The organism is Melioribacter sp. Ez-97 (genome assembly GCF_051488665.1).
Taxonomy (GTDB): Bacteria; Bacteroidota; Ignavibacteria; order Ignavibacteriales; family Melioribacteraceae; genus Melioribacter.
Genome location: NZ_JBPSEG010000004.1, coordinates 192,780 through 213,533, shown reverse-complemented (window position 1 = coordinate 213,533; position 20,754 = coordinate 192,780). Strand labels below are relative to the sequence as shown.

Sequence of the window (20,754 nt, the reverse complement as noted above, 5' to 3'; positions counted from 1 at the left end):
AATTATTAATTGCAAAAAGGAATTAAGGTGCACATTGACGAAAAAATATTGGAGTTATACGCGGGCTCGCCGGAGCAATTTACACGGGAAGAGAGCGAAAATATAAAGCTGCATTTGGATGAATGCGCTTATTGCAGGGATATATACGATACTTATTTCAATCTGTTTAGAGGGTTCAAAGAGGCTGTTAAAAAAGAGCCTGACGAATTGGATCGTCTATTGGCGGATAAATTAGAAGAGGGCTTTTCCGGTTTTGACAGAAAACGTCTTCCGGAGAAAAATGACTCGATTCAAGTACACGACGCGGAGTTCGAAATTGTTGAGAGAAATCCCCGTGGAATAATTAAAAATGTAAGATATTGGATTAAACGAAATCCGATCAAAGCCGTTTCATACAGTTTTGTTTTCTCGTTTATTCTGATCTTACTGCTTTTCAAGGTTAAACCGACGGATTACACGGAATATAATCCCGTTGCGTTAAAACTAAACGATTTTATGCTCGAAGCTTACAATATAAACGGCGATTTGCTCTGGAAGAAGAACGTATCCGGAGCTTTGAGCGGAAATATCGATTCTTTAATGAGTACGAATTACCACGGACGTCGATTAATGTTGGAAGATATAGACGGCGATAATTTGAATGAGGTGCTTCTAACAGGTGGCGAATACGATGTCGGAAATTACCATCCCGATACGCTTTACTGTTTTAATTACGACGGCAGCCTAAGATGGAAAGCTGCTCCGGAAAGCGAAAGATTTAATTATGCTCCCAAATGGAAAAGGACAAAATGGGTTATAAACCAATTCCTTGTGGCAAAAAGAGGTAAGAAAAATTTATTATTTATAATAGCGCACGATTATGATTTTGGAGGATGCGTTGTGTCGACTCTGAGTCCAGCAACCGGTAATATAAAATCGTCTCTATATCATTCAGGGCATATTACGGCGGCGGCTAATATTGATATCGACATGGATGGAGATGAAGAAATATTTTTCGGAGGAGTTAGCAGTTACTACAAGCCGTTTTTAATGGTAATTGATCGTGATACATTAATGGGAGTTATGCCCGATTTTTATTCTATTGGTCACAAAGTAAAAGGCAATGCTTCTTATTATATTTTATTCCCGGTAACAGCATTAGCTTCTGCTCTATCAAGAACTAAAAGTATTGGAGTAAGCGACATATCTAAATTTAATGACAGTGGAATAGTAGTGAAATCATTGGAATATTTTGATCAAAAAATCGAAGTTGCCTTACAATTCGTCTTGGATAAGAATTTTAATATACAATATATAACAGCAACCCCGACATATCTTTACGAATATGAAAAAATAAAAAAAATAAAAATTACTTCGCCGGATATAATAAACGATTATTTAGCCGCATATAAAGATTCGTTGCAATTTTGGGATGGGGATAAGTTTGTTAACTACCCGGCAAAGAATAAATATTGGAACGAGAAGTTTAAACTGCCTGAGTAAGAAGACCTGGCTGTAAACTTTATTGGCCGTCGTTTTCCCCGCTTAAGTAGTAAAAAGTTTCAAGAAAACGAGCGAGTTTGAGGGAAAGCAATTATTAATGACACAGCAATCCGCATTAAAATTATTCAGAAATAAAATTGTCGATCATTCTGCAAAGAATAAAACAATGATTGGCGCCCCTCGCAGCATAATGACTTGCCACTTTACTCCCCATTTCATAAAGCGTGATTTATATCACCTCTAAAAATTTTTTGAAAAAAATTTTCAGAGGATTTTCCGCAAAATTACCTGTTCGGGTAAATATATAATTGATTTAAATAATCCTTTCAAAAACAAAATGAGGTGCGAAAAATGGGAAAAAAATATACTTTAAAAATTTTAGCAGTAGTTTCTATAGTTTTATTTTTTTACGGGTGTGCTCCCTCCTTATCAACCTTAGATATGGGAGTTAAATCGTTTTCGTACGACATTGCTCCACAGGTTAAGCTCGAAGGGATCAAAACAATTGCCGTGCTTCCAACAATAACTGATGATAATCAAACATTGCAAGCGAAACTTATGGAAGGACTTCAAAAAGAACTGAATGTGAATGTTATTGATATCCAGCAATTAACAAGTATTGTACACGAAAGAAAACTCAAGGCGACAAATGAAAGTATTAGCAATTTCGGCTACAAAACTAATGTAGATCTTTTCCTTGTTGCTGAGGATATTGGAGGACAGGTTGCATTCAAAATAATTGAAAAAGATGGACGTATAGCATTTGCTCGATTTTTAAAGGGATATGGAGAAGCTTCTTATGTGGATCAAATTGTAAAAATACTCGGAGGCTATAAAAAGGAAATAAGCGATTATATACGCTACACCTTTCCGTCCGATGATAAGAATAAAGATGAAATTATTTCACTCTTGAAAAACGACAAGTTCAATGAAGCGGAAAATAAAATAAAGATTTCTATTGAATCTTACGAACCTGGGTTTGAAAGAGCCCTACTTTATGGGAATCTAGCAAATCTCTATGAAACCCAGAGGCGATTTGGAGATGCCCTCAATGCCTTAAACATGGCTGAAGATAACAATCAAAAAACAAGCATTTTCAAACGGATAAAACCCGAAGCTTTTTCTGAAGCAAGAAAAAAATTGCAAACGCTGGTTGAAGCTGAATCTGAATCAAAAGCAGCTAGTGGAGGATTAACTGCATATAAAAAAGACGCACCTAATGTTGCAGTAATGGAATTTGATACAAAGGCAATTAATGATAAAGCCGATGGCTGGCTGGCATCCGTCTTTATAAGCACAAGATTAGCACAATCGAATTTCAATGTTTATGACCGCGATTACTTCCTTTCACTATTACAATTAGAATCATCTTTATCGGAAAAAGAAACCGGTAAACTTCTTGGAGTAGACAAGCTTGTATATGGTAAATTTTTGAAAAAAACACAAGTATTGAGAAATCCTATCTACCGAGATGAAGAATATGATGAATATGATAGTAACACAAAGCAGCGTTTAACGAAAACAAGACGCGTTCTCGCTAACGTTATGGTCACTTATGGGATAGAGATTCAGGGTCGTGTAGTTGATGTTAAAACAGGATTTGGAAAATATCATACAGTATCGAAAGAACCGGTAACAGTTCAATATCCAGGAGGGAATAATGCACCTTCAAGAGACATTGATGTTGAGAGGGAATGGAATGTAAAATTATATGACCAGTTAAGTGAATGGATTGAGAAGGAGTTGAGCAGATAATTTATCTGTATGAACATATGTAAATAGTGGTTGCCAATGAGAAAAAATTGATAAAATTTAAGTGAATTTGCTTGCAAGTTAAGCATCATATGGTTTGTTGTTGAAAAACAGATGAGAAGTAAAATTCTACCATTTTTAAGAAGAATAAATTTATGACAAAATCAAAAAACTTTTCATTCGATGGAGGTGCCGGGACATTTTTCGGTACTGCCGTTGCGGCTTTTTTAATTACGTTATTATCACTCGGTCTTGCATTCCCATGGGCGGTTGTTCTTAAACAACAATGGATAGCAAAGCACACAATTATCAATGGCAGACGCTGCAAATTTATTGGCAGCGGTGCTGGTTTGTTCGGTTTATGGATTAAATGGTTCTTCCTGTTAATAGTCACTTTCGGCATTTATGCCATATGGATTATTCCTGATTTACAAAAATGGATTGTTGAGCATATGGAGTTTGAGGGGGAAATATGAATAAAAGATGTTCGATAAAATTTGTGTTAATTACATTTATAGTATATTCTTTTGGTTGTTCAAATGAACCGAACTTATCCGGTAATTGGAGGGGTACTGCTACTGAGATAAGGGGTAATAAAGTTACAACTTTACAGCTTGAATTACTTCTTAGTCAGAATGAAAAAAATTTAAACGGGTTACTGACGATGAGTCTGCAAAATAACCCTCAACAAAATACTATTGATGTACAAGGATTTATTGAAGGCAAGGCAGTTTCGTTAAATGGGGAAGCCGGCTCAGTGTTAGGTTCATCAATAAAAATAAATATACATGGAAAGTTAAATGGTAGTAGAATTATCGGAAAATTTAGCAGTAATATTTGTATGTATCCTATTGATTGTGAACTCGAAAAAAGAGATTAATTTTTTCATATAATTGGAGGCAAAATGAAAACTTTTACAATATTATTTGTTGCATTTTTATTTGTTTGCGAGCATGCATCGGCTCAAAGAAATGTAACAGTATATGGAGGATTAAAATTTATTGAATACAGGGGTTCCAATATCTGGTTTTGGTATCGTGATGAATCACCAGCCCCGGATAATTTTTTTACTGACATTGAATTAAGTGGCAAGACGGTTTTTAATTTGGGATTTAATTATAACAATTATTCAAAAACTCAAAATATGTATTGGGACGCTTTTGTGGATTTGTTTTTGGGGAAATACTTTGGTATAGATGGTGGCGGTAGTATCGGCTATCCTTTCTTTATTACTGGTGAAAAAAATATTTCGTTCTTGCCAAGCATTTCTGGGGGAGTAGGGTACTATAATAAATCACTTGGAACATTGGAAAACCATACAACTTGGATACAGGTAAATGATACCCGGTTTCAAAATTTTGCAAATGTTGATTTAAGCATGGTTGGATGGTATGCTTTTATTAGACCGAATTTAGCTTTTGTAATCGATGTAAGCCCTAATGCTCAAATAATTTTATCGGGTAGTTATTCAATAAATATAGACCTAAAACCGGAAGTTAGCTTTACGGGTCCGGATCAAAATGGAACAAATGTAACAGCAAATGAAGATCTAGATGCAAATAACCTCGCATTTTATATTGATAATAAAAGGACAAACGATTCCCCGTTTAAGTTAATGGGTCCGGAAGTAAGATTAGGGGTTAATTTTGGAATTGGACGGTAACTCACAGTAAAAGCTTGAAAATAATATCATTGTTTTGTTCGCTTGGTTAGATTGTTAATATGAAGGAATAACACAAATGTATTACGAAAGGAGATTTCGCTTGGAATTCTTTCTTACCATTATTATATGGTTTATAATGATAGGAAATGATTTCGGACAATCAAAAGTACTCGAAGGAATTATGTGCGTAATTTCTAACATAGAAGCTGATGATTTAAAAAATCTTAATAAACAAGCGGCGACTTTACGTATACCGGAAATGGTGTATCCGCAGAATAATGCAATAGATGCTCCGATAGTTCCCAAATTCATTATTGGCACCGTTAATTTAGCTAATAGATATGAGATTGAATTATCCCTTGACTGTTATGCTTCAGATGGAAATGGAATTTCTGTTGGTGATGAATTTGAGGTAATTGGCATTGGCAAAGAAATTAAAATAGGTTCAAAAGTTATTAAAGAAAAAACTAAAAAAGGAATAATACGTGTAGATAATGTTTTTCCAGATTATGCAACCGCTTCCACTCCAACGGGAATAATTATTACAGAAGGAGATAAGGGAGAGAAGGTGGTGAGCAGATAGTGTTTAAATAAATACTTACAAATCTAATTTAGCAACTTATTACATATAAAATTTTCTTCTTATTATTTATTAATCTCAGGATTTACAGTTACGGGATTTAGACTAGTATTATTGAACTTGATAGTTGAAAATAAGGATTTAGAAGGGGAGTCATTATTTAATAACAGGTCCGGGCCATAATAATAAAATAACTATAAAAGTAAGAGGGGTTCATTACATTATGTGCAGTAATAGAGCAACCTATAAAAAACTATTTTTTTTAATTTATTCATTTTTATTAATTAATAATAGTTTCTCTCAATCAAAAACCCCGAACGGAATTCAGGGGGATATAGACAATCAAAATCATCTTTCAAAAAATGGAACGATAAATTACATAGTTAATTTAAGTACCCCCAAAATGATATATCCTGAAAATAACTCAACAGATATTCCAATTGTACCAATTTTCATAATTGGTACAATCCCAAATGCTAATCGTTATGAATTGCAAATATCAACAGACCAATATTTTTATTTCAATATAATCTCGAATCCTTATTGGCAATTTGAAGAACCACTAACAATTGATTCTCTTTATTTTGCACCAGCTATAAGATATCCCCAAGATTTTAAGAATAATTCAACATATTACTGGCGTGTTAGAGCATTAAATACATATACATATGAAACCAGCGATTGGTCGGAGGTTTATGAGTATACAACAGTATCTTCAGGTATATCATTAGAAAAATCACAAATAATTTATCCGGAAAATAATTCAACAATTCCATGGCTTAATGTGGAATTTCAATGGAATAGGGTTGAATATGCAAACTGGTATCAAATTCAATGGAGTACAAGCAGCATTTTTAGTGGATTTACTTATTATATGGCGAATGAAAATGAACTAACTTATAATACTAACTTAAAACCAGTTAATTATTATTACTGTAAAGTTATTGCAATTAATGAAAATTCAATAAGTCAATTTTCTTCCGTCAATAATTTTGAAACCGGAAATCAAGTTATTTTAACAAAAGATAAACTTACTTTTGATGATGGAAGCGGCAATGATAATTATGATAATAACTTAGACCTCTATTACCTTATAAAACCAGATAATGCGGAAAATATTATTTTAACATTTCTATCATTTGATACAGAAAAAGATTATGATTTTGTTACTGTTTATGATGGTTCTAATGCTGATTCACCAATCATTGGAAAATTTAGCGGAAATACTATACCATCATCAATTACTTCTTCTCAGGGGTCTATGCTTGTGCGATTTACCACTGATTGGTTGACAACTAGTAAAGGATGGTCTGCAAAATATGAATCTTCTTCCTGGATACCAACTTATCAGGAAATTTCTGATTATATTGAACAATTATCTTTGAAATACAAAGTGCCATCAGTAATTATTAAAGCAATTGTAGAACAGGAATCGGGTTGGAGACAATTTAATGATGATGGTAGTCCAATCTTTCATAACGAAAAAGACGCTTATGGGAATATAGTTAAAAAAGGATGGGGATTAATGCAGGTAACTGTACCTGTTAATGTTGATAAAACTAAATTATATTTAGCTACAAATGTTGAAGAGGGACATGAACAAGGAGAAAATAATTTTTATATTTATTATGATTTAGTTGAGGTAAATATTGACTTTCTAAAGCATAATTGGAGGTACAATCTTGAAATTGGGACTAGGCTTTTGGTAGCAAAAAAAATTGCCCCATACCCAATTGGTTCGGGGGGCGCAGAAGACGATGCAAGAATTCTTGAAAATTGGTATTACCCTCTTGCTTATTATAATGGAGCAGTAAAATATATTGGACAAAGCTACTACAATGGAAATGACCCAAAATTTCATTATCCCAGAAAAATAATTAACAATGACAATTGGAAAGATAAATCTATATTCCCTTATCAAGAATGCATTTACAACATTATCTCACAGAAATATATAATACCAGAAAATTATAGAAAATTTTTTGGTCCCCCAATAATTGTAACTCTCCCTGGTCCAGTAGAAGTATTTACTGGTGATGGAAACTATAACTACGTTCACCCTGATTTTTGTTTTTATGATTGGGCTGTATACTACCAAGATGGAACGGTCAAAATAGGAAATGGGGGTGGAAAAAATAATGGCTGCATACCAGATTACAAAACATTCTCGGGGCAAATTGTGCATATTGTTCCATTTGGTGAACCTGGTATATCTGTTACTCAAATAGTTACATCCAAGGGTATCTATAATTTCAATTCTAACGGCAATAAAACTGCCGCAGCAATAAATTTCAAATCTATAAATGGTTTAGGTAGTTGCACTGTAAATTTTTTTGCAAAAGAACCCGATCAAATCGGTTTCATAGGAAAAGCACCGAAGAATATTAGCAAATATCGTTGGGTTATAAATCAAGTAGGGCTTTTATCATTCGTTGCTGAAATTATGATTGATTTATCTCAATTACCAGATAGAATTATAAATCCAAGCACAATTAAGGTTTACAGTCGTTCTAGCCCAGGAATTGGCTTATTTAATGAATTACCAAGTACATATGACGCAACAAGCAATACTTTGTTCACAACAGTAATAAATTTTAGTGAGTTTATCTTAGGTTCGGATGAACCATTGACATATGTAACAAACAATATTTATGTACCAAAAAATTATTTTTTGTATCAAAATTACCCCAACCCCTTCAACCCGTCAACGAAAATAAAATACTCTGTGCCTAAAACAAGCTTTGTAAACATTACAGTTTACGATATACTCGGCAGAGAAATTGCAACGCTGGTTAATGAAGAAAAATCTCCTGGCAACTATGAAGTAGAATTCGACGGCGGTAATCTGAGCAACGGTATATACCTTTACAGAATGCAGTCCGGCGAGTTTTCCGAAACTAAAAAACTCATTCTTTTAAAGTAATCATTCCATAATAATTGTTTGAGGGTGGTCGGGGGGAGAGTAATTTTTACTCGAACCCTGATATTTTTTATTGACTATTGAATTCTTAAAATTTATCTTTGCATTCAAATGAACGGAAAATTAAATATCGCTAAAGTTAATTTGTTCTGGTGGCAGTGGAGATATTCCTCTCTGCCGTCCTAGGACTTTAAATATTTTGCAATCAATAAAGCCGTGGATGGTAGAACCGTTCACGGCTTTTTTGTTATACGGGCTTAGATTTTTCTCACTAATAAATCGGAGGTTAAAAAAATGTCGGACAACAAAATAGTTTTTCTCGAACAATCTAAAATGCCAACTCATTATTACAATATTCTTGCGGATTTGCCCGTTCCGATGGACCCGCCGTTGAATCCCGCAACAAAACAACCCGCCGGTCCGGAGGATTTATCGGCTATCTTTCCGATGGATTTGATTATGCAGGAGGTTTCTACCGAACGGTATATCGAAATTCCCGACGAAGTAAGAGATCTATATAGAATAAGCAGACCGACGCCGTTAATTCGCGCCGCAAATCTCGAAAAAGAACTCGACACGCCCGCAAAAATTTATTTCAAATACGAAGGCGCAAATCCGACGGGAAGCCACAAAACAAATACCTCGTACGCCCAGGCTTATTACAACAAAAAAGCCGGAATCAAAAAACTCGTTACCGAAACCGGAGCCGGTCAATGGGGCAGCGCGCTTTCAATGGCATGCAAACATTTCGGTTTGGAATGCGAAGTCTTTATGGTAAAAGTCAGCTATAATCAAAAACCGTATCGTAAAACGTTTATGAAATTGTTCGGGGCTACTGTGCATGCGAGTCCTACTAATTTAACGAACGCAGGCAGAAAAGTACTGGAAGCCGATCCCGATTCTCCCGGCTCGCTCGGCATTGCAATCAGCGAAGCGGTTGAAGTCGCCGTTCAACGGGACGATACGAATTACAGTCTCGGCAGCGTTTTGAATCATGTTCTGCTGCATCAAACCGTAATCGGAGAAGAAGCCAAATTGCAAATGGAAATTGTGGACGACTATCCCGATATTGTAATCGGATGCGCAGGGGGCGGCAGCAACTTTGCCGGCCTGGCTTTCCCGTTTATTAAAGACAAACTGAGCGGCGAAAGAAAGAATCTCGAAGTTATCGCCGTAGAGCCGGCTTCGTGTCCCACTTTGACAAAAGGCAAGTTCGATTACGACTTCGGCGACGAAGCGGGCATGACGCCTTTATTGAAAATGTATACTCTCGGTCACGATTTTATACCGCCCAAAATTCACGCCGGCGGATTGAGATATCACGGTATGGCTCCTTCGATATCTCACCTTTATAATCAGGGCATTATTTCGGCGTCGGCTTACGAACAACTCGAAGTTTTCAAAGCAGCTCAAATCTTCGCTCAGACGGAAGGTATTGTGCCCGCGCCCGAAAGTTCTCATGCCGTTAAAGAAGCGGTCGAACAGGCATTGAAATGCAAAGAAACCGGAGAATCAAAAACGATTTTGTTTAATTTGTCGGGACACGGATTTCTCGACCTCGGAGCTTATGAACTTTATCTGGAAAATCAATTGAACGGCGGGTGAGTAAATAAACGGATTAGTTCGCAATGACGTATTTAAGTCTGTAATGTCATTACGAAGTAATCTCACTGGTATACATTAGAGTTTGCTTCCCCCGCATACTGCGGGGTCGCAAAGACCTACGCAATCTATCATTTGTCATACTGACCCCGCCAATGGCGGGGGAAGTATCTCAATCAATTAATGTTTTTGAATATTAATCAAAAGTCATCCGTAGATTCTTCGTCGTTCCGTCTTCGTCGGATCTCCTCGCAAAGACAGTGTTTTGTTTAGGGTTTGCTTCACTCGCTCCGCTCGTTCGCAAAGACCTGTTCAATCCGGCGTCCGTCATTACGAAGTAATCTCACCGCTGTTCATATGAGTTTGCTTCGTCGTTCGCTTTGCTCGCTCCTCGCAAAGACGAGGTTTTATTCAGAGTTTGAATCCCCAACATACTCCGGGGGTTGCAGAGACAAAGTTTTGTTCAGAGTTTGCTTCCCCCGCATACTGCGGGGTCGCAAAGACCTACGCAATCCGTCATTTGTCATACTGACCCCGCCAACGGCGGGGGAAGTATCTCAATCAATTAATGTTTTTGAATATTAATCAAAAGTCATCCGCAGATTCTTCGTCGTCCCGCCTTCGTCGGGACTCCTCAGAAAGACGACGTTTTTTTCAGAGTTTGTTCACTTGTGATGCCTGTCCGCAAAGACGTATTTAAGTCTGTAACGTTATTACGAAGTAATCTCATTGCTATTCATATGAGTTTGCTTCGTCACTCGCTTTGCTCGCTCCTCGCAAAGACGGGATTTTGCTTAGATTTTGCTTCCCACATACCACTCTCCGCAAAGACTTACTTATGTCTGTAATGTCATTACGAGACCCGCTTTAGCGGGGCGAAGTAATCTCTCGCATTCATATGAGTTTGCTTCGTCGCTCGCTTTGCTCGCTCCTCGCAAAGACGGGATTTTGTTCAGAGTTTGTTCACATGTGATGCCCGTCCGCAAAGACGAGGACGTGCGGAAGTGCACGCGTGACGGGGTTCTTCTTATACAGTTTTGTACAAAAAACAAACTGCCAAACCTGGAACCCCAAAACGAAAAACGTTGAACCCCAAAACTCCAAAACCCCCAAACTCCAAAACCCTCAAACTTCTAAACCAAGAACTCCCCAACATCAAAACTGTCAACGGTCAAACGCTACATTAAAACGCATCCCGATAATGAGTAAGCGCGGGTTCTTTTCCCGCCTCGTGAACGATTGTAATAACGTCTATCCTGCAGGGCTGGTCGGTAATCTTTTTTTCGTAGAGGTAAGCCTCGGCAATTTTCCGGATTTGTCTTTGTTTGTTCTTTGTTATTGCAAATTCCGGCTCGCCGTATTTGAGCGACTTTCTGTATTTAACTTCGACGAAAACGATAGTATCGTTGTCCTTGCAGATTATATCGATTTCGCCGTGTCCGTAGTGGTAATTTCTGTCGATAACCGTCATGCCTTTATTAATCAGGTAATTGCATGCGATCTCTTCGCCCAGATTTCCCCTCTCGCGTTTGTTGACGCCGCCCATCGTTTGCTTCTTGATTTTCATCATAAAAATAATTCATTGGGAGGAATAATTCATCTCTTTATGAAGAATCGAAAGAATTGTATATTCACCGACGGAGTGAGTAAAATTAAGAAAAGGTACGCAAATGAAAATCAGCGGTTATGAAATAGAAAAAATTCATGACTATCTATGGGAAATTCCGGCGCAGGATGGAATGCTCGCGCCGGGCAGAATCTATGCGACGGAAAATATGCTGCGGAATCAAATAAGCGGCGACGAAGCGGTGCGTCAGGTTGTAAACGTCGCCCATCTTCCGGGTATTCAAATGTATAGCATAGCCATGCCGGACATTCATTGGGGTTACGGTTTCCCGATCGGAGGCGTAGCGGCTACGGATATTGAAACGGGCGTAATATCTCCGGGCGGAGTCGGTTACGATATCAATTGCGGCGTCAGACTGGCGCGCACGAATTTAAAATTAGACGATGTGGAAAAAAGAATACCGAAATTGGTTGAAAATTTATTCGGGAATATACCGACCGGCGTAGGGGCGAGCGGCGCTATTCGAAAACTGTCCGAAAAAGAAATAAGAAAAATATTGGTTAACGGTTCGCGATGGGCGGTTGAAAACGGATTCGGTTCGGAAAACGACCTGGTCTTTACGGAAGAAAACGGGAGGCTTGAAGGCGCAGACCCCGACGCCGTGAGCCGTAGGGCAATCGAAAGAGGCGCCGACCAAGCCGGCACTCTCGGATCGGGCAATCATTTTCTTGAAGTCGATCTGGTGGAAGAAATTTACGACGAAAAAATCGCAGATATATTCGGACTCTTCAAAGGTCAACTGGTCATTCTTATTCATACCGGCTCGCGAGGACTCGGTTATCAGGTGTGCGACGATTATCTTAAACTGCTTGTAAATTCGGAAAAGAAATTCGGCTTTAACCTGCCGGACAAACAACTGGCTTGCGCTCCGATAAAATCCGTCGAAGGGAAGGATTATTTGAACGCTATGAAAGCGGCGGCTAATTTTGCATGGAACAACAGACAAATCATAATGCATCTGGCAAAGAAAACTCTTATCGAAACTCTTTCGATATCGCAACGGGAATTGGGATTCGAACTTGTTTACGACGTATGCCATAATATTGCAAAGATCGAAGAACACGTAATTACCGAAAAAGACGGCTCCAAAAAACTAAAAAAAGTTTGCGTGCATCGTAAAGGAGCTACCAGAGCTTTTCCGCCGGGCAGCAGACACATTCCCGAAAAGTATAAAGAATCAGGACAGCCGGTATTGATTCCCGGCGACATGGGACGCTACTCGTTTGTGCTCGCGGGTTCCGAATCCGCAATGAAAGAAACTTTCGGAAGTTCATGCCACGGCGCGGGCAGACTCCAAAGCCGTCATCAAGCTCTGAAATCCGCCAAAGGCAAAGACATTATCGGCGAATTGAAAAATAAAGGCATTACAGTTCAGGCTAAAGGAAAAAAAACTATTGCCGAAGAAATGCCCGGCGCTTATAAAGACGTTTCTGAAGTTGTTGAAGTAATTCACCGAGCGGGCATAAGCAATAAAGTGGCAAAGCTTAAACCCGTCGGAGTTATTAAAGGATGAATGAAAATTTTCAGCGTATGGATGAGAGGTTTTTTATTACAAGATTGCCAAATTGCAAGATTACCAAATTGGCAAATTGCAAAATTGCCAAATTAACAAATTGCAAGATTACCGGTTTGGTAAGTTTGTCGTTGCTCTCTGTGTATTTGAATCCTTTTTTTAAACCTGCCGGCTGTCATCCGTGAAACTCAAGGAAACTTTAATGAAATATCGATATTTTAGCGTATCGAATAACAAAGCGAATTGATTATGATCCTTACTGTAACATTAAATCCTTTGCTCGAAAGAAGAAAATTCTTCGACGAAGTTGAGTTGGGCAAATCGCATCGATGTAAAAATGAAATTTATGCCGCAGGCGGGAAGGGAATAAACGTCAGCCGGCAGTTAAATAAATTCGGAATTCAAAATACGGCGTTTACTTTTTTAGGAGGAAACAACGGCAAAATATTGCGCTCGGTTCTGACTAACGAAAAAATAAATTTTACCGTTCAATCGACCAAATCCGAAACGCGCGCGGCGGAATTGATTATCGAAGAAAACCATCAACGGGTTACCACATTTTTCGGATTGAACAACGACGTGACTTATGAAGAAGCCGAAGAATTCAAATCGAAACTCGACAAGATGATTCAAAACTGTTCGATTGTAGTTTTCTCGGGCAGTTCGCCTTCGGAATCGGCAAATTCGATTTTTCCGTATGGAATTGAACTCGCCCATAAATACGATAAAATTTCGATACTCGACACATACGGAAGTCATCTCGAGGATTGTCTGAATGCCGCGCCAACGGCAGTTCACAATAACAGGGAAGAAATAGAAAAGTCGCTCGGTATTTCGCTGAAAAGCGAAAAAGAGATTCGCGCTTATATGAACGACCTCTATGCGAAAGGAATTAAGCTTATTTTTATTACGGACGGCGACAAACCGTTTTACGCTGCAAAATTCGATTTCCATTATAAAATTATTCCGCCCGCAATAAAAGTTTATGATTCTACCGGAAGCGGAGATTCTTTCGTGGCGGGAATCGCATACGGTCTGGAAAAGGCGATGGTTTTCGACGAATTCATTCGCATTGCCGCCGCCGCCGGCTCGGCTAACGCTTCCAAACTCGAAACGAGCTCGGTTACGGTAGAAGAATATTCCGCTTTAATCGAAAAAGCGCATGTGGAACAAATTGGAAAGAAAATGAAAATAATCGATGATACGCCGAGATATTAAATTTATTTTTTTCCTCTTTTTGTTTTTAAGAGTTAACGCCTTATCTCAGTCCGAAAGTAATTTCGTTTTTACCGGTAATAAAACATTCGATACGAAGACCTTACTGCGCAATCTCGAAACTCGAATTAAAAAAGCCGATGACGATTCGATAATCTCCTCAATTAAGAAATTTTATTCTTACTACGGTTATTATCATACCGGTGTGAAAATACGGGAGTCCGGCGGCAATCAATTTCAGATTGAAATAGACGAAGGGAAACCGACGTTCATAAATAATATAATTGCCGATGGCTTGAACGAGGATTCGACGTTTGTAAAAGAGATATTGAGCAAGTTCGATAACGAGATTTTTTCGGCGCCGCAGTTCGAGGAGAGCGTCAATTATCTGCTGGATTATTACGAAGAACTCGGATATCCTTTCGCTGCAATCAGAATTGCTTCGGTTTATTTCTTCGACAAAGAAGATAAACATCTTGCGGATATTTATTTAAAAATAGAAAAAGGACTTAAAGCACAAATCGACAGAGTGGAAATCGAAGGCAATGAAAAAACGAAAGATATCGTTATTCTTCGGAACGCGGGAATAACAACCGGCGATATTTACTCTCGCGAAAAAATTAATAAAATTTCTTCGAGGCTTATGAAATTAAGATATTTCGAGAGCGTTGAAGAGCCTGAATTTTTTATCGACAATAAAAACGAAGGCATTCTGAAAATAAAAGTAAAAGAAAAACAGACAAATCAGTTCGACGGCATAATAGGATACGTTCCGGGAAGCGAATCCGAAAAAGGTTATCTGACGGGCTTGGTAAATATCGGACTCGGAAACATTTTCGGCACGGGAAGAAATCTTTCCTTCCGCTGGCAGAGCGAGAACCGCAATTCCCAGGAGCTCGAAATAAAATATCTCGAACCGTGGCTGTTCGGCTTCCCTTTGAATTTGAGAACGGGATTGTTTCAGAGAATTCAGGATACTACTTACGTGCAAAGAAATCTTTCGGGCGAGTTGATTTTTATGGCTTCCGAAGACGTAACGGGTTCCGTATCGATTGCGCATCGTTCCACAATTCCAACCGAACGCAGCGTGAAAAGATTTACGGTTTATAATTCGACTTCTTTGATTACAGGCGTCAATTTGAGTATCGATACAAGAAACAATATCTATTCTCCTTCAAGCGGAATCATTTTTGCCAATACGTATAAACTCAATTCAAAAAAAATCAACGGTCCCGCTGAATACCTGCCCGCAAACAGAAGTTTCAGTTTGCAGCAATTCGAAGTCGACTTCGGCTATTTTCTTGAAGTATTTCGATTACAGGTGTTGGCGCTTGCTTTTCATGCGCGTGAAATCAGGGGAGACAATATTGAAATAAGCGACATGTATTTGTTGGGAGGAGCCAATTCCCTGCGCGGTTATATCGAAAATCAATTTGCCGGCAAAAGAATTCTCTGGTCGAATATCGAGTACAGATATCTCCTGACAAATAAAACTCACGCTTTCCTGTTTTTCGACGCCGGCTATTTCAAACGCGACGAAGTTTCGGACTATAAAATCGGATACGGATTGGGAATTAATTTCGAAACCGCATTCGGTATAATGAGCGTCAGTTTTGCGCTCGGCAAAGGCGACTCGTTCGGTGAAGGAAAAATTCATTTCGGAATTGTCAATGAGTTTTAGAATGAATTTAAAAGAATTCGATAATTCATTCATGAAAAACGGTCGTAAACTGATATGCGGCGTGGACGAAGCCGGACGCGGTCCTTTAGCCGGTCCCGTTGTAGCCGCCGCTGTAGTGTTCAACGCAAATGTGTGGAACGACGAGATCAACGACTCGAAAAAATTGAGCGAAAAAAAACGCACAGCGCTTTTCGATTGGATTGTTAAAAACGCTTTGTCGTACGGTGTGGGAATAGTTCATCATGAAGAGATCGACAGGATTAATATTTTGAATGCGGCGTTGAAGGCAATGAAAACCGCCGCCGCAAAGCTGAGCGTTGAACCGGATTTAATCCTCATCGACGGAAACAGAAAATTCGAAACCGAAGTAGAATGCAGCGCGATTGTGGGCGGCGACAGAAAGTCGTTTGCGATTGCCTCGGCGTCGATATTGGCAAAAGTAACGCGCGACGAGATAATGAAAAATTACGCTTTCTTTTATCCCGAGTACGGCTGGCATAAAAATAAAGGCTATCCTACAAAAGATCATTTCGAAGCAATAAAGCTTTACGGAGTTACTCCGCTCCACAGAAAAACATTTTTGAAAAAAATAATTATATCCGAATAGACTGTCTTCCCGCGCATCGGGTTTTTATAAACGCAGAGTTCGTAAAGGCTTGTTTGATTTTTATGTCAGTCATTACGGAAGTTTAATTTGAGTTTGCATCCCGGCATACTGCGGGGTCGCAAAGACTTATTTTTGTCTGTAATGTCATTACGAGACCCGCTTTAGCGGGGCGAAGTAATCTCACCGCTATTCACATGAGTTTGCTTCGTCGTTCGCTTCGCTCACTTCTCGCAAAGACGAAGTTTTGTTCAGAGTTTGCTTCGTCGTTCCGTCTTCGTCGGATCTCCTCGCAAAGATCTGTTTAATCCGGCGTCCGTCATTACGAGACCCGCCTTTGGCGGGACGAAGTAATCTCACCGCTATTCATTCGAGTTTGCTTCGTTGCTCGCTTAGCTCACTCCTCGCAAAGACGGGGTTTTGTTCAGAGTTTGCTTCACTCGCACGCTCATTCGCAAAGACTTACTTATGTCTGTAATGTCATTACGAGACCCGCCTTTGGCGGGACGAAGTAATCTCACCGCTATTCATTCGAGTTTGCTTCGTCGTTCGCTTAGCTCACTCCTCGCAAAGACGGGGTTTTGTTCAGAGTTTGCTTCACTCGCACGCTCATTCGCAAAGACTTAGTCAATCCGTCGGTTGTCATTACGGAGTAATCTCACTTGTTGTTTTTAATAAATCATTTTATATTTTGTTGCAGCGGGGCTTCCGATATGAATCAGTACTATGTATATATAATGACCAACAAACACAACACAACGCTTTATACAGGGATGACTAACAATCTTATACGAAGAGTTTATGAACATAAAAACAAATTGACAAACGGTTTTACTAAAAGATACAACTGCACAAAACTTGTCTGGTATGAAATTCACGATACTCCCGTTAACGCAATAAAAAGAGAAAAACAAATCAAAGCCGGTTCGCGTAAAAAGAAACTCGATTTAATTAACAAGCTAAACCCCGAATGGAAAGATTTATATTACGATTTGATTTGAATTAATCAGAGAATGCCTGACAGAGTATTATGCGTCGTTTCTAAAAAACAGATTTTAGTCGGTTTTGTCATTACGAGACCCGCTTTAGCGGGACGAAGTAATCTCACCGCTATTCACATGAGTTTGCTTCGTCGCTCGCCTCGCTCGCTCCTCGCAAAGACGAAGTTTTGTTCAGAGTTTGAATCCCCCGCATACTGCGGGGTCGCAAAGACTTACTTATGTCTGTAATGTCATTACGAGACCCGCTTTAGCGGGACGAAGTAATCTCACCGCTATTCATATGAGTTTGCTTCGTCGCTCGCTTCGCTCACTCCTCGCAAAGACGAGAGCGTGCGGAAGTACAGGCGTTCTTTGTTGTATAACTTTGAATGACAAACCATTAACTCCAAAACGAAGAACATTGAACTCCCAAACCAAGCGCCCCCTAACCCCTAATCCCTAACCCCTAATCCCTTTTAAACTATAAAATACTTTTACTATTTTGGAAAGGCGATTTGGAATAATTAATTATTAATGAAACTACCCAAACACAGATACGGCAGAAAATTAAATTTCTTCGACAAGGTCTATAATTTTTTTGCTACGATTACGGGACTAACAGTTTTCAACCTGGAGTTTTTCAAACAGGCATTCTTGCCTCCCTATGAAATTCCCGAAATCAAAAAGCACATGGACGAACTCGGAGTAAAAACTTTCGGCATAGTAAGCGTAACCGGATTTATAATCGGGCTGGTGCTTGCAATGCAGAGTCAGCCTGTAATGGCGCGTTTCGGCGCCTCGGACTTTCTGCCCGGTATGGTTGCTCTCTCGGTTGTAAGGGAATTGGGTCCGGTTATAACTGCCTTGATTTTTGCCGGACGCGTCAGCTCCGGAATCGGAGCGGAACTCGGATCGATGAGAGTCACCGAGCAAATCGACGCCATGGAAGTAACAGGAGTTAATCCGTTTAAATATCTCGTGGTTACGCGCGTTGTCGCAACAACAATGATATTGCCTGTTCTTACTGTTTATGTTATTGTCATTGCAATCTTCGGCGGGTATCTGGCAATCCTTATTACCGAAAGCATTAACTTTCGTTATTACATCGACTCGGTGATAAGGTCGATTGAATTCGGAGATTTTATTCCCGGCGTTGCAAAAACGTTTGTATTCGGTTATATAGTGGGAATAGTTGGCGCGTATAAAGGATATACAACCGAAGGCGGAACGGAAGGCGTGGGAAGGGCTTCGACTACCGCCGTAGTGCTCGCTTCGCTTTTGATTTTGATATTTGACATGATTTTGGTAAAAATAACGTTGTGGTTATGGCCGACTCTCGGATGATTGAAATAGAAAACCTTAGTAAACGTTTCGGGCAACTTATTGTGCTCGACGACGTCTCGCTCGAAGTTTCCAAAGGAGAAAACCTCGTTGTATTCGGAAGGAGCGGACAGGGCAAAAGCGTATTGCTGAAATGCATAATCGGTTTATTAAATCCCGACGGCGGCACTATTATTATTGACGGCAAAAGTATTATCAACCTCGATTTGAACGAATTGAACAAAGTAAGAAAAAACATCGGGTTTTTATTCCAGAGCGCGGCTCTATACGATTCGATGACGGTTCGCGAAAACCTGGCTTTCCCGCTCAAAAGGAATTTCCCGAATCTTACGGAAAAGGAAATTAACGATAAAGTGGAATATACGCTCGAACTTGTCTCGCTCGAACATGCAATCGATAAAATGCCTTCGGAATTGTCCGGCGGTATGAAAAAAAGAATCGGACTTGCTCGCTCGATTATTACCGACCCGCGGCTTATGCTCTACGACGAACCGACTACGGGTCTCGACCCGATTACATCTAAAGAAATCAGCGAACTGATTCTCAATCTTCAAAATAAATTCAATATGACTTCGGTTATTGTCACCCACGATTTGATCTGCGCGGAGATAATAGCCGACAGGGCAATCTTTTTGAAAGACGCTAAGATTGCTTACGAAGGAACGATCGAAGAATTAACCAAATCGAACGACCCGTTCCTTAAAAACTTTTTCAGTCACGAATTAATTAAAGCTTAGCGAGGTAGTAATGTTAAAACAACTCGAAGGCGCGCGGCTTGGCTTGTTTATTTTTATCGGCACCGTACTGTTGATAATTTCAATCTTTCTTATCGGAAGCAGGGAAAATTTATTTACTAGCGCTATCGAAATTAAAACATATTTCGACCAGATAGAAGGCTTAAAACCCGGAGCTCCGGTCCGGCTGAGCGGATACGACGTCGGAAGCGTAAGCTCCATTTCTTTGGTCGGCGACGAAGAAGGAAACGTCGAAGTGGTTATGAGAATCGACAACGACCTTGTCCATTTTATACGGCTCGACAGCGAAGCGTCGATTGAAACGGAAGGACTCGTCGGCAAAAAGATCGTTACGATTACGCCCGGCTCGGCAGATCAGCCGGTTATTAAAAACGGCGGCATTATTAAATCGAAAAATCCTCTCAATCTTTCCGTTATTATGGAACAGACCGAATCGACTATTTCTTATTTGAAAGACCTTACAAGAGACCTCGCTGAAATTATTGCCAAAGTGAACAGAGGCGAAGGCACTATTGGTAAAATAGTAAACGACGACCGCCTCTACGAATCGGCCGTCAGCATTACTCAAAATGCCGACAGGAGTTTAACGCAGGTGACCAAACGATTGACGGACGTCTCGGATATTATTGTGGAAATGACGGGCAGCATTAAATCGATTATTTCGAATGTCGATTCGGCGATTTACGACGTTAAAAGAGTGGTCGACAAAGTCGACAGAGGCGAAGGCGTCCTCGGCGTTCTGGTGAGCGACCAAAAAATGGCTGACTCGCTCAAACAGGTTATTTCGAATTTGACGCGCACTTCGGACGAAGCCCGCATGGCTACTTCGAGTCTCTATGAAAATATGGAAGCTCTCAAACATAACTGGCTCTTTAAAGGCTACTTCGAAGAACGGGGCTATTGGAACAAAGTCGAATACGAAAGAGACATCGAAAAAAGAATCGGGGAATTAAAAAGGCAGAATCAACTGCTCGACATGAAAATAAAAGAATTGCTCGAACTCGAAAAGAAACTCGACGTAAAAGAGTGAGAACGTAAA

Annotated in this window: 17 protein-coding genes; 16 read left to right on the top strand and 1 reads right to left on the bottom strand. The window is 39.4% G+C overall.

Annotated elements, in window-relative coordinates; genetic code table 11:
* Nucleotides 1-27: 27 nt before the first annotated feature.
* From ACSSWA_RS07295 to ACSSWA_RS07260, 8 genes are all read left to right on the top strand, one after another.
* Complete coding sequence (locus ACSSWA_RS07295) at nt 28-1,482, top strand: hypothetical protein (protein WP_437355904.1); 1,455 nt, start codon at nt 28-30, stop codon at nt 1,480-1,482.
* Nucleotides 1,483-1,833: 351 nt separating this feature from the next.
* On the top strand, nt 1,834-3,237 hold the full coding sequence (locus ACSSWA_RS07290; RefSeq protein WP_437355903.1) for a hypothetical protein: 1,404 nt from the start codon (nt 1,834-1,836) through the stop codon (nt 3,235-3,237).
* A 152-nt stretch (nt 3,238-3,389) separates the two neighbouring features.
* Nucleotides 3,390-3,710: a DUF898 family protein gene (locus ACSSWA_RS07285; RefSeq protein ID WP_014855221.1), complete on the top strand. Its 321-nt coding sequence runs from the start codon at nt 3,390-3,392 to the stop codon at nt 3,708-3,710.
* Nucleotides 3,707-4,114: a hypothetical protein gene (locus ACSSWA_RS07280; protein WP_437355902.1), complete on the top strand. Its 408-nt coding sequence runs from the start codon at nt 3,707-3,709 to the stop codon at nt 4,112-4,114. The genes ACSSWA_RS07285 and ACSSWA_RS07280 overlap by 4 nt, the downstream gene beginning before the upstream one ends.
* Nucleotides 4,115-4,138: 24 nt before the next feature.
* Entirely contained in the window at nt 4,139-4,897 is a 759-nt protein-coding gene (locus ACSSWA_RS07275; protein WP_437355901.1) for a hypothetical protein, read from the top strand.
* Between the two features lie 100 nt (nt 4,898-4,997).
* Nucleotides 4,998-5,480 (top strand): hypothetical protein, encoded by a 483-nt coding sequence (locus ACSSWA_RS07270; protein WP_437355900.1) that lies wholly within the window; start codon nt 4,998-5,000, stop codon nt 5,478-5,480.
* A 220-nt stretch (nt 5,481-5,700) separates the two neighbouring features.
* Nucleotides 5,701-8,400: a CUB domain-containing protein gene (locus tag ACSSWA_RS07265; RefSeq protein WP_437355899.1), complete on the top strand. Its 2,700-nt coding sequence runs from the start codon at nt 5,701-5,703 to the stop codon at nt 8,398-8,400.
* 291 nt (nt 8,401-8,691) lie between these two features.
* On the top strand, nt 8,692-10,002 hold the full coding sequence (locus ACSSWA_RS07260) for a TrpB-like pyridoxal phosphate-dependent enzyme (protein ID WP_437355898.1): 1,311 nt from the start codon (nt 8,692-8,694) through the stop codon (nt 10,000-10,002).
* Between the two features lie 1,180 nt (nt 10,003-11,182).
* On the opposite strand, the gene ACSSWA_RS07255 is transcribed toward ACSSWA_RS07260, so the two are convergent.
* Nucleotides 11,183-11,569 carry a YraN family protein gene (locus ACSSWA_RS07255; protein WP_437355897.1) on the bottom strand — a complete coding sequence of 129 codons (387 nt, stop codon included), beginning with the start codon at nt 11,567-11,569 and terminating at the stop codon, nt 11,183-11,185.
* 100 nt (nt 11,570-11,669) lie between these two features.
* Between ACSSWA_RS07255 and ACSSWA_RS07250 the strand changes: the two genes are divergently transcribed.
* The 8 genes from ACSSWA_RS07250 to ACSSWA_RS07215 all read left to right on the top strand — a co-directional run bounded on the left by ACSSWA_RS07250 (nt 11,670) and on the right by ACSSWA_RS07215 (nt 20,745).
* Nucleotides 11,670-13,139, top strand: coding sequence for an RtcB family protein (locus ACSSWA_RS07250; protein ID WP_437355896.1), 1,470 nt, complete (start codon nt 11,670-11,672; stop codon nt 13,137-13,139).
* 249 nt (nt 13,140-13,388) lie between these two features.
* Nucleotides 13,389-14,357 (top strand): 1-phosphofructokinase family hexose kinase, encoded by a 969-nt coding sequence (locus tag ACSSWA_RS07245; protein ID WP_437355895.1) that lies wholly within the window; start codon nt 13,389-13,391, stop codon nt 14,355-14,357.
* The gene (locus ACSSWA_RS07240) at nt 14,338-16,035 is read left to right on the top strand and encodes a BamA/OMP85 family outer membrane protein (protein WP_437355894.1); all 1,698 of its coding nucleotides are present in this window, start codon (nt 14,338-14,340) and stop codon (nt 16,033-16,035) included. Before ACSSWA_RS07245 ends, ACSSWA_RS07240 begins: the two co-directional genes overlap by 20 nt.
* Nucleotides 16,025-16,642: a ribonuclease HII gene (locus tag ACSSWA_RS07235; protein WP_437355893.1), complete on the top strand. Its 618-nt coding sequence runs from the start codon at nt 16,025-16,027 to the stop codon at nt 16,640-16,642. The genes ACSSWA_RS07240 and ACSSWA_RS07235 overlap by 11 nt, the downstream gene beginning before the upstream one ends.
* A 710-nt stretch (nt 16,643-17,352) precedes the next feature.
* Nucleotides 17,353-17,640, top strand: a complete 288-nt coding sequence (locus tag ACSSWA_RS07230; RefSeq protein WP_437355892.1) for a GIY-YIG nuclease family protein — start codon at nt 17,353-17,355, stop codon at nt 17,638-17,640.
* A gap of 513 nt (nt 17,641-18,153) precedes the next feature.
* Nucleotides 18,154-18,963 carry an MlaE family ABC transporter permease gene (locus ACSSWA_RS07225; RefSeq protein ID WP_437355891.1) on the top strand — a complete coding sequence of 270 codons (810 nt, stop codon included), beginning with the start codon at nt 18,154-18,156 and terminating at the stop codon, nt 18,961-18,963.
* The gene (locus tag ACSSWA_RS07220) at nt 18,960-19,697 is read left to right on the top strand and encodes an ABC transporter ATP-binding protein (RefSeq protein WP_437355890.1); all 738 of its coding nucleotides are present in this window, start codon (nt 18,960-18,962) and stop codon (nt 19,695-19,697) included. The genes ACSSWA_RS07225 and ACSSWA_RS07220 overlap by 4 nt, the downstream gene beginning before the upstream one ends.
* A 10-nt stretch (nt 19,698-19,707) precedes the next feature.
* Complete coding sequence (locus ACSSWA_RS07215; RefSeq protein WP_437355889.1) at nt 19,708-20,745, top strand: MlaD family protein; 1,038 nt, start codon at nt 19,708-19,710, stop codon at nt 20,743-20,745.
* Nucleotides 20,746-20,754 lie beyond the last annotated feature (9 nt).

Excerpts from the sequence above, each read along its gene's own strand:
- ACSSWA_RS07290 (WP_437355903.1), top strand. The coding sequence starts at position 1,834 with ATGGGAAAAAAATATACTTTAAAAATTTTAGCAGTAGTTTCTATAGTT.
- ACSSWA_RS07285 (WP_014855221.1), top strand. The coding sequence starts at position 3,390 with ATGACAAAATCAAAAAACTTTTCATTCGATGGAGGTGCCGGGACATTT.
- ACSSWA_RS07280 (WP_437355902.1), top strand. The coding sequence starts at position 3,707 with ATGAATAAAAGATGTTCGATAAAATTTGTGTTAATTACATTTATAGTA.
- ACSSWA_RS07275 (WP_437355901.1), top strand. The coding sequence starts at position 4,139 with ATGAAAACTTTTACAATATTATTTGTTGCATTTTTATTTGTTTGCGAG.
- ACSSWA_RS07265 (WP_437355899.1), top strand. The coding sequence starts at position 5,701 with ATGTGCAGTAATAGAGCAACCTATAAAAAACTATTTTTTTTAATTTAT.
- ACSSWA_RS07260 (WP_437355898.1), top strand. The coding sequence starts at position 8,692 with ATGTCGGACAACAAAATAGTTTTTCTCGAACAATCTAAAATGCCAACT.
- ACSSWA_RS07255 (WP_437355897.1), bottom strand. The coding sequence starts at position 11,569 with ATGATGAAAATCAAGAAGCAAACGATGGGCGGCGTCAACAAACGCGAG.
- ACSSWA_RS07250 (WP_437355896.1), top strand. The coding sequence starts at position 11,670 with ATGAAAATCAGCGGTTATGAAATAGAAAAAATTCATGACTATCTATGG.
- ACSSWA_RS07245 (WP_437355895.1), top strand. The coding sequence starts at position 13,389 with ATGATCCTTACTGTAACATTAAATCCTTTGCTCGAAAGAAGAAAATTC.
- ACSSWA_RS07240 (WP_437355894.1), top strand. The coding sequence starts at position 14,338 with ATGATACGCCGAGATATTAAATTTATTTTTTTCCTCTTTTTGTTTTTA.
- ACSSWA_RS07235 (WP_437355893.1), top strand. The coding sequence starts at position 16,025 with ATGAGTTTTAGAATGAATTTAAAAGAATTCGATAATTCATTCATGAAA.
- ACSSWA_RS07230 (WP_437355892.1), top strand. The coding sequence starts at position 17,353 with ATGAATCAGTACTATGTATATATAATGACCAACAAACACAACACAACG.
- ACSSWA_RS07225 (WP_437355891.1), top strand. The coding sequence starts at position 18,154 with ATGAAACTACCCAAACACAGATACGGCAGAAAATTAAATTTCTTCGAC.
- ACSSWA_RS07220 (WP_437355890.1), top strand. The coding sequence starts at position 18,960 with ATGATTGAAATAGAAAACCTTAGTAAACGTTTCGGGCAACTTATTGTG.
- ACSSWA_RS07215 (WP_437355889.1), top strand. The coding sequence starts at position 19,708 with ATGTTAAAACAACTCGAAGGCGCGCGGCTTGGCTTGTTTATTTTTATC.